Raw genomic sequence first — 10214 nt, 5'->3', positions numbered from 1 at the left:
TATCTTTCTATCATAAATATAGCTCCATCCACCCCACCATGTATAGCAGACTGAAAAAGCCATTGAGATAAAAACCTATAATTTTTTTCTGTTTGATAGTGCTCTGCAAGTATGTTTATATCACCATTGCTTTTTACTAATAACTTGAGCTCAGTCTCTAATTTTTGCTGGTGTGCCTGGCTTGTTGCAAGCATGCCTTTATTCTGAAGAAATCGGGCGTATTCATACATCGCATACACGTTAGGATAAAAAGCAGACTTTTCATAGGCTAAGGCTATCAATTGGTTTAACTGGTTGTTATTTGTCTTCGCTTGCAAGTGTTCAAAAGCTTTCGCGGCTAAAACCCCACCAAGAGAGTTTGTAGATTTCATTAAATGAACTATTTCCGTTTCTACGCGTTGCTGTTGCCTTTGTAAATTTTTTTGCATCTGTTCGGCTTGTCTGGCACTATTGCATTCAATCACCCGCGTCTTGGTAAGTTCATCAATCTTCCCATACAAAGTTAAGAAGGTTTGATAATCTTGAATCCAACTATCGGCTTTGGACTTATGGTTTGGTACGCTTGATAAATCAGGCAGTAGCGATTTGTCGACATATGCTGGAAATTTATCAGCAAGATAGTAGCAAAAAAACGGGGCAATCACATCCCCTTCTTCTAATGCCATATTAAAGTGAGCAACCACTTTATTGATGGCATAAAATGGCGAGCTCATAGCACCACGAGATTGTCCGCTTTCAAATTCAATTAATAGTTTTAGGCCTTTATAAAACTCATTGAGGATTTTTTCACTAGAAAACATTTAATGACCACATAAAAAACAAAAAGTAGAAATATTATAAGGCGTATACATTAACAAAATCTTAAATGAGAATATGATTTGAGAAACAACACATTGCACCGGGAAGTGTTCATTATTAACCCAAATTAATCATTTTAGATCTGCTAGAGAGTCATATGGGCCGTGGCTCAATGTCAATTGCGGGATGGATTCCTTCACTCAAGGGAATAGCACGATGAATTTTTGACTAACGCAAGATTTAAAGAAACCGCAATATGCAGTAGTAATAGCTTCATGTCATAGTTTTTTTTCATACAATAAAATTGTTCTCTTCATAAAAACAAGTCCTGTATTTTGCTGCATTTAAGGTATAAAAAGCAGCGAAATTCTTATATAATCCCTACATTAATCAATTACAGGTAATTTAATGTCGCGATGTCCTTGTGGTTCCCTGGCAAATTATACGCAATGCTGTGGAAAATACATTGATAACCAAGAAGCCCCGCAAACCCCCGAACACCTAATGCGCTCGCGATATTCGGCCTACAGTCAGGCAAACATTGATTACATAGCAAAAACGATGAAGGGAAAGCCCTTAATTCATTTTAATGCACAAGAAGCCAAAGAATGGGCTCAAAGCATAACCTGGCTACATCTAAAAGTGTTGCAGTCTTACATGGAAACCCCAGAAAAAGGTTTCGTTGAATTCGCAGCCACGTTTATTGATAGAAATACATTAAAAGTAATTCATGAGTTAAGTGAATTTCATAAAGAACATGACGTCTGGTTTTATGTGGATGGAATCAATAAAGAAGTACCAAGCAAAAAAACCAGTCATAAAATCGCCCGTAACAGTCCCTGCCCTTGTGGTAATGGTAAAAAATTTAAAAACTGTCACGAAAAATAACACTATCTCTGGGTTTAGATAATGAGTGATCACCTAATACTGAATATTTTTATTTTCCTCGCAGCAGCCACTGTCATGGTTCCTATTGCCAGCCGATTTAAATTAGGCTCTGTAATTGGTTTTCTTACTGTTGGAATACTGATAGGCCCTTTTGGATTAAAACTAATTGGCAATTCGGAACAAATCATGAGCTTCGCGGAGTTCGGCGTGATCATGATGCTGTTTTTGATTGGATTGGAATTAGAACCCATCATGCTTTGGAAATTAAGGAAGTTGATTGTAGGTTTGGGCGGATTACAGGTTTTATTAACAACAGGCGTAATCACAGGAATAGGTATACTCATGCACTACAGCTGGCAAGCCAGCTTAGCTGTAGGAATGTCGCTCGCTCTTTCTTCAACAGCATTAGTGTTACAAATGCTCCAGGAAAAAAACCTGTTAAAGACGGCTGAAGGAGAAACATCCTTTGCCGTATTATTGTTTCAGGATATTGCAGTCATTCCTATACTCATTATTATGCCGCTATTAGCCAAAAATGGTGCTGCAGCATTAGTTAATCCCCATGAAAATGCATTCATAGCCCACCTGCCAAAATGGCAGCACGCCCTTCTCGTCTCGGCAATCATTGGGGCGATAATGTTAATTGGGCACTACTTATCCCGTCATTTATTTTTGATTATTGCACGAACCAATATACGAGAAGTGTTCACGACGTTTTCTCTTGCCTTGGTTGTTGGAATAACCTTGTTAATGGAAACTATCGGAGTTTCTCCTGCCCTAGGCGCATTCATCGCCGGAGTAGTTTTAGCCAACTCACAATACAAGCATACAGTAGAAGCAGACATCCAGCCCTTTAAAGGTTTGTTACTGGGCTTGTTTTTTATCTCCGTTGGAATGGGGATGAATTTCAACCTGTTTTATACTGAAATGTTTTTAATTACCTCTGCAGTTTTGAGCTTGATTGTCATCAAGGCAGTTATATTGCTTCTGCTTGGCAGATTGTTTCAACTGACGAAAATTCAAACGATAGGATTTGCCGTTGCATTAGCTCAAGGTGGAGAATTCGCTTTTGTTCTTTTTCAGTATGCCAGTTCGTCCAAGGTAATAAGTGCTGATGCACGCGCATTTTTTACTCTGGTGGTAGCGCTTTCAATGCTGGCTACACCGTTCCTGATGCTGTTGTATCATCGTTATGTAGTCCCAATGTTTATGAGCCTATTACCGGAACGAGAATATGATTCAATCAATGAAAAGAAAGGGATAATTCTTGCGGGCTACGGCCGATTCGGTCAAATTATTGGGCGTTTACTTAATGGAGAAAAGATCAGCATTACCGTCTTGGAAAAAAATCCGGAACAAGTCGAACTGTTAAGAAAATTTGGCTATAAAGGTTATTTTGGTGACGCGAGCCGCCTTGATTTATTAAAAAGTGCCGGAGCTGAACAGGCTAAGTTATTAATCGTCACAGTAGGTAATGCAGACTCTAACTTAAAAATAGTTCAGATGGCAAAACAGCATTTTCCTCATCTTAAGATTTACGCCCGGGCGCGTAACCGCCGCCATGCTTATGAATTACATAAAGCCGGCGTCGATTATTTTAAACGCGAGCTATTTGATTCCTCATTAACAATGACGAAAGAAGTTTTAAAGTTCGTTGGATACAAACAAGAAGACATTGAGAAGAAAGCCCGCGCCTTCCAAAAGCATGATGAAGCGGCCCTGCTGAAATCATTTGAATTTTTTGAAGAAGAAGCCGATCTGATTAACTTCTCAAGACAAGCTTCAGGTGAGTTGGAACAAATTTTACAAAACAGTTGATAGCAGAATAGGTCATTCCTATAAATAAAGAAATGATCTATTTTTATTCCCTCATTACAGCTCCTGAATTACTACAAAATAATTTGCCTAAATTAATCTCTAAGTGTATATAGAGAGCATGATAAATTAACGCTGTAATCCATTATTATGATTAATTTCCAGGAAATCACATCAACCACCTTTCTCCAGGAATACTGGCAAAAAAAACCACTGGTCATTCGTAAAGCCTTACCAGGATTTACTCATCCGGTCTCACCGGATGAATTGGCCGGTTTATCTCTTGAGGAAGAAATAGAAAGTCGTGTCGTAATCGAGACTCCCAATGAAAAAACACAATGGCATTTAAAAAGAGGACCATTCGAAGAAGCCTTTTTTTCCGAGCTTCCTAAAACTAATTGGACCTTATTGGTACAAGGAGTCGATCGAATACTACCTGAAGTATATGCGCTATTGGATCATTTTGATTTTATCCCGCAATGGCGGCTGGATGATGTAATGATCAGTTATGCGACACGTAATGGCAGCGTAGGCCCACATTATGATAATTACGACGTATTCCTGTATCAGGCACAAGGGCGTCGGAAATGGTCCCTCACCTCAAAAAAATGCGTGCCCGAAAATTACATAGAAGAATTGGAATTACGCATCATGAAGGAATTTCAAATTGAAGAGGAATTCATTCTGGAAGAAGGCGATATGCTCTACCTCCCCCCTCACATTGGCCATTACGGCGTTGCGTTATCAGAGCAATGTATGACTTATTCTTTTGGTTATAGAAGTTACCAGGGACAGGAACTATGGGATAGTTTGGGTGATTTTATCTCTGAAAAAGAATCATTTAAGGCGCTGTATCGTGATCCTGATTGGTCGCATCAACAGCAAACTGCTGAAATATCAGAACCAGCATGGCAACAAGCTAAAAAATTACTCACACAATTATTAGACAATGATCAGCTCATGCAATCCTGGTTTGGTTGTTTTGCAACCCGCCTGGATCAACAAGCCGAACAACACTTGGCAATGCCACTTGAAGAGGATGAAATCGATGATGTGCCCCATTTCATTACTGGTTTAAAAAGTACAGTTCTGGTGCGAGATGCCTCCTGTCGTTTTGCTTATATTCTTGCAAGCAATGAATGTCATTTTTATATCAATGGCTGTGAATGGGATACACAAGGAGTATCAGCTGAATTGCTTCAACTGGTTGCCAATAATCGTTTTATTGCTCATGAAACCTTGGATCCGTTTTTAGAAAATACAGACAATCAATTGTTTCTCTATGAGTTGTGGAAATTACAATGGTTACAAGTCTATGAAGAATAATTAAGCGTTGTTGACTTTTCGACTCTTTGACCATAAGCCAGCTCAGGTTGGCTTAAACGAGCCAAGGTCAAACTTCAGACATGCTTTTTTATTATTATAATCACTGGACAAATGATCATTTTATGGTTAGCTTTTTAGTAATACCTTCAAATATAGGAAATATAATGGTATCTAAAACAACTAAAAGTTTAAGCTGCATGTTTGCTTCACTCTTCTCCGTCCAGGTTATGGCTGCTGATGTAATCAAAGTAATCGTCAAAACCAGTGAGAGAAATGCCGTAGCAATTGGTTTCACTGTTGACTCCCGAGAGTTTGGTACTTTAGGAAAAAGCTACACAGGCAGAGGACCAGTCAATAAAGAATACCGTTTTGGTTATAAAAAAGACTCGCTGTTTGGCGATAACGTAGATTGTGGTAAGTTAACATTGACTAAAGACAGCACGATTATCCTCATTAATCAAAATAATAAATGCACCACTATCCCTGGTTAAACGGACCATAGTTAAGTTAATTTTCCCAGCCTGCGTACTATTCTCCTGGCTTGAGTACGCAGAATTAGATGCACAACAGAAAAATAAATGCAGTCGGCTTTAACCGTTTCCAGAAATACGCATCATCGCGACAGCGACCGCGGTGTCTATGACCAAAGCATGGCTGAAGTGAAATGCAGCCATCCACTATAAATGGATCTAGCTTATGCATAATACAAAAAAATTTACTATTGGTTGTATTATAGGGACCAGGCCAGAAGTTATCAAAATGGCTCCTGTCATTTTTGGATTAAAAGCATGTCCTTGGGCTGATGTGTTGATAATCAACACCGCCCAGCATCGAAGTTTATTAGATGATATGCTAGAGATTTTTGAGCTGACACCGGATGCTGATCTGAACAGCATGACTCCAGATCAATCGTTAAGCGAATTGACGGGAAATCTATGTAAAAAATTGGATGTCCTGGTACAAAACAATCGATTTGATGTGCTCCTTGCTGCCGGAGATACTACCACCGTATTTGTATCATCCCTAATCGCATTTTATCATCACATACCATTTGGTCACATTGAAGCGGGATTGCGGACCTATAACTATCAAGAACCATTCCCGGAAGAAATTAACAGAATACTAACCGCTCCTCTGGCCACCTGGCACTTCGCTCCTACAGAATTAGAAAAAGATAATCTGATTCGTGAAAATATAGCCTCATCCAAAATAATTGTTACGGGAAATCCCGTTATTGATGCCTTGTATTGGGTACTAAAAAATAAGCCAGATCCTCTATCATTTAAACAGTGGCCTCATATTGTTATAGTTACGGCCCATCGTCGAGAAAATTTTGGTAACAATGTAAAAAATATTTGTAAGGCTGTGCTTGAACTATCACAACAGTTTAAACACATCAATTTTGTATTTCCTGTCCATCCTAATCCCAATGTTCAAAATGATATATTCTCGCTTCTGAATGATAAGCCAAGAATCCATCTTCTACCACCGCTGAGCTATGATAAATTTGCCCATTTGATGAGTCGCTCATTGTTAATACTTACTGATTCTGGCGGCATTCAAGAGGAAGCCCCTGCGTTAAAGAAGCCTGTACTTATTTTGCGAAACATAACAGAACGTCCTGCCGTACTTACCGAAGGGGTCGGCTTATTGGTTGGAACGGATAAAGAACAGATTATTACTGCTGTAAGCGAGTTGCTAACAAATAAGAAGCTCTACTCAAGGATGAGCCATGGTGTATCGCCATATGGTGATGGAAACGCTGCAGAGCGAATTATAAAATTCCTGGAGCAGATCCTGATGCCTGAGCGTCGTGAACACAACTATTAGATTTAGATGTGGTAACCCGTATTACGAGGATCCATGAGGCACTGCCATTAAGTTAAGGATCTCCCAATATTCAGGAGATCCTTCGCCATGCTCAGGATGACGTACTTTTCTTAACTTAATGGCAGTGCCCCATGGAGCCCCCGCATTTACGCTACAAGTCTTAATCTAATGGTTGTGAGCGCTATGACGTCGAGTCAATGAGAACAAACTCAACTTTGTATGATTGAACATGGTTGATAATCTTCTCAATTAATAACTCGTTAGTTGGATCTTCAATACTAACGGTCAGCACCCCTTCCTCTTCGTTCAACGCCACGGCTGTAGCATGATGCTCATTTAACCAATTGATCAATTGCCTGGAAATAGGCACTTCATTTTTGTTTCGAATGGCTGCCAGGCAGCTTTGGGGAAAGAGCTCCAGATTATATTGTTTTGACAATATCTGAAGTAATTCTTGGGTGCTGATTAAATTTAACCGACATAAAACCGCCCCTAAACGCTCCCCTGTTTTTTGCTGCTCCATAATTGCGGTATCTAATTCCGCTTTAGTGAGCCGTCTTTTTTCAAGTAATAAATCCCCTATTTTCTTGTGGTAAGGAGTGAGAATATGACTACCAGGAAAATGATGATCTGTTTTATCCCATGCGGGCTGCTTGCTGGTTGCCTGGCTTTTAGGTGTAGTGTAATAAACATGATAAGCACGAATTAAAGCATGAAGATTTAATAGATTTCCATAAAAAGCTCTGGGAATTGACAAAAGAGCAGGCCTCCAGCCATATACTCGCCTAATTGCAATCATTCGTTGAATTAAACGTTCAATCATAATCAACGTCACAGCAACGATTAACCACCATACCCAGGGATGTAAGTTAAGCTGTTCTTGTAACGAAGGATATTCTGGATTTTTATAAGTAAATAGTGAATAGAGAAGCCAAAAAAGAAATACAAAATAACCAAAGCCATTAATAAAATGAGTAATAAATGATTTTCTATCATGTGCCAAAGTAAATTTTATTATCCATTCTTTAGGCCATTGTGTATGCTGCCACTCCTGAAACACAATGCCAATAATCCAACGAGCTTTTTGCCTAACTGCTTTTGTATACTCTAATGGAAACAGTGCACGAGTAGCAATATATTCCCGGACCGGTTTTTGCACATAGCCTTTACGTAGAAAACCGCGAGGGCGCCATTTCATCCGAACAATTGTTTCTGTGACAAATATTTGCTTCAAACCATGTATACGTATAGCCAGGGATGTTCGATAATCTTCGGTTAATGAATCAACTGAAAAGGGAGAATGTGTTTTAGGATCTTCTAACAGATGCAATGCTTGCCTGGAGAATGCAGTGCCTACTCCAGCAGAAGGAACATGCCCACGAATAGACTCTCTTACGATAATATCCTTGGTATGGTTTTCTGAAAATTCATCAGCATAGAGCCAATGGGTAAAATTCCAGTAATTTACCTCTAAAGGAAAGACAGGAATTTGAATCATTTCTTTACGAGGAATTAAGTAATTATAGAGTTTAAAAGACAGAGGATGGATGATGTCTTCTGAATCATGAAAAACAAAGATACTAAAAGGTTGTTCCAAAGTTTTTTCAAACTCACGGACATAATCATAAATTCCGTTCAGATTCGCTGCTTTATTTGTTGGCCCAGGGGTTGCCCCAATCACACATTTTACATTTTTTATAGTCTCGGCAACAGTCTGTACTTCGTTAACCGTCGCTGCATCATTAGGATAAACACCAACAAAGAAATAATAATTAGAATAATCAATCGAATAGCAATTATGTTGTAACATAGTGCCAATCACTCCTGCTTCATGCCAACAAGGAATGAGAACTGCTATCGGCTGTTCTTTTTTCTCAGTTAACTGCTCATAGGTCAGGGGCTTATAATGGCGGGTTTTCCATAATCGGAATAAATACCTTATCCAGTAATAGCCATCAAAAAACAGATCATCAATACCAGAAATAATAAACAATACCGCCAGCGCGATAAGGAAATACCACATAATAAAATAGATAATTAAAATCAATTCGCCTGGCATTATATTTTCAAATAAACAAATAATTGAACGGTATTATTAGTATAGTACTTACCATAAGGATTAATCGATCTCCCTGCTGGCAAATAAGCCCCTTTGATGTGTTCAAAGCGTAATTGGACCCGGTATCGATTAGAAGGTGTAAATCCAATTCCCGGACCAACCTCTGCAATGTTATTAAAAAATTCGCGGCGAGTATCTTCAATAACTCGACCACTTAAGTATAAATTAATCATACTGCTATGATATTGGAGAAAACGAATACCCTGATGTGTTTTAATCGTTGCAATGACATTATTATCATAACGAGAAAAATAAGTAACGTCGCCATACAAAGTACTGTAGTATTTTGTACCAATTTTAAGCTGGCTAAAATAAGCAGGTTTTGCTCCGAACTCATTGTAATACATCAATCCACCACGTAAATCACCTCTCCATCTATCCCTGTCGCGATAAACTAAATCATAGGCTCTTCCTGCTTCAACAAAGGCGACCATAGGAAGCACTTTGAACGGGGTGACTTGCAGTCCGGCTCCAATGATCCGTACATTATCCTCATAGATTTGAGGTACTTGCCCCGAATTAAGTGATTTATTATCCTCAGTTTGCCGAAAAACCAGATACGTTTTAGTTTGTAATTGATTGGTGCTCTCCACTCCTAAACGAGCGACCAAAGGCCGTACCGTCAATCCAAAGCGGCTTTGTGAAAAAGGATCGAAAAACAGCTCACCAAAGTAAGGAGAAGGCAATGCTTTCGTTTGCAAACCAGCTAAATTGGTTAAAGCATTTTGAGCGCGCAGTTCCAGATTATAATCATCACTAAGTGTAGCAAGCTTAAAATAATGGTAAGCTAAATATTTATTCGGTGTTTGATCGTATAAATACCCCAATTGCATAGCAATATCTGGTTGATAAGTTAACTCATAGGCTTTGGTAAAATAAGCAATCGCCTTTGTTCGCTCTCCTTTCTCAATGGCTAAAAATCCCCCTTCTTTTAAAGCAGTGGTGTTATTGGGATATTTATTTATGATTTTTTGTATCAAAAACCATGCTGCGTCTTTATTACTCTTTTTCAGCGCATAAAACTGATCGAGCAATAATAAATCTTCTGTTTGCAAACTGTGATGCATGGATAATTCAGGCCCTGGGTTAACTCGTTCTGCATGAGTAAGTTCATAGCCCCTTAAAGAAGCACTTTTTATTTGTGGATCATCTGATTGAGAGGCTAAAAAAAAGAATTGAGCAGCCTCAGGACGATTATGAACATTCATGTAAAGATAGGCTAGCTGTAATGCTGTTCGTGCTGATGGCTTTTCATTATACGCACGAGAAAAAGAAGAAATGGCCTGCACTGTATCTCCTCGTTGTAAGGCAATATACCCCATTTCCTCATGAATCAAATAATTATCCTGAGTAATTAAATCCAGTGCCTCTAATAAATCTTTTGCTTGTTGTGGTGTGTCTTGTCTTATCTTATAAAAAAGATTCAGCAAAATCTGAG

At 38.8% G+C, this 10214-nt stretch carries 8 protein-coding genes; 5 read left to right on the top strand and 3 right to left on the bottom strand.

The genetic code is table 11. From position 1 onward, the window contains the following. The coding region (locus Q0495_RS09925; RefSeq protein WP_298625584.1) for a hypothetical protein at positions 1 to 800 on the bottom strand (800 nt) is incomplete at its 3' end. Positions 801 to 1206: 406 nt separating this feature from the next. On the opposite strand from Q0495_RS09925, the gene Q0495_RS09920 reads away from it, so the two are divergent. The 5 genes from Q0495_RS09920 (at position 1207) to wecB (ending at position 6657) form a co-directional block, all read left to right on the top strand. Further along, positions 1207 to 1686 (top strand): YchJ family protein, encoded by a 480-nt coding sequence (locus Q0495_RS09920; RefSeq protein ID WP_298625581.1) that lies wholly within the window; start codon positions 1207 to 1209, stop codon positions 1684 to 1686. Positions 1687 to 1707: 21 nt separating this feature from the next. Beyond that, the gene (locus Q0495_RS09915) at positions 1708 to 3504 is read left to right on the top strand and encodes a monovalent cation:proton antiporter-2 (CPA2) family protein (protein ID WP_298625578.1); all 1797 of its coding nucleotides are present in this window, start codon (positions 1708 to 1710) and stop codon (positions 3502 to 3504) included. Positions 3505 to 3651: 147 nt separating this feature from the next. Then, positions 3652 to 4827, top strand: coding sequence for a cupin domain-containing protein (locus tag Q0495_RS09910; RefSeq protein ID WP_298625575.1), 1176 nt, complete (start codon positions 3652 to 3654; stop codon positions 4825 to 4827). 164 nt (positions 4828 to 4991) lie between these two features. After that, positions 4992 to 5318, top strand: a complete 327-nt coding sequence (locus tag Q0495_RS09905) for a hypothetical protein (protein ID WP_298625573.1) — start codon at positions 4992 to 4994, stop codon at positions 5316 to 5318. A 205-nt stretch (positions 5319 to 5523) separates the two neighbouring features. Then, positions 5524 to 6657, top strand: a complete 1134-nt coding sequence (wecB, locus tag Q0495_RS09900; protein WP_298625570.1) for a non-hydrolyzing UDP-N-acetylglucosamine 2-epimerase — start codon at positions 5524 to 5526, stop codon at positions 6655 to 6657. A 181-nt stretch (positions 6658 to 6838) separates the two neighbouring features. On the opposite strand, the gene Q0495_RS09895 is transcribed toward wecB, so the two are convergent. Continuing rightward, entirely contained in the window at positions 6839 to 8716 is a 1878-nt protein-coding gene (locus Q0495_RS09895) for a glycosyl transferase family protein (protein WP_298625567.1), read from the bottom strand. Then, on the bottom strand, positions 8716 to 10214 hold a 1499-nt coding region (locus Q0495_RS09890; protein ID WP_298625564.1), incomplete at its 5' end, for a hypothetical protein. The genes Q0495_RS09890 and Q0495_RS09895, both read right to left, overlap by 1 nt.

Source organism: uncultured Legionella sp. (assembly GCF_937871865.1).
In the GTDB taxonomy this organism is placed as follows: Bacteria; Pseudomonadota; Gammaproteobacteria; order Legionellales; family Legionellaceae; genus Legionella.
The sequence above is the reverse complement of the archived record's forward strand: the minus strand, read 5'-3'. Positions and strand labels throughout refer to the sequence as shown.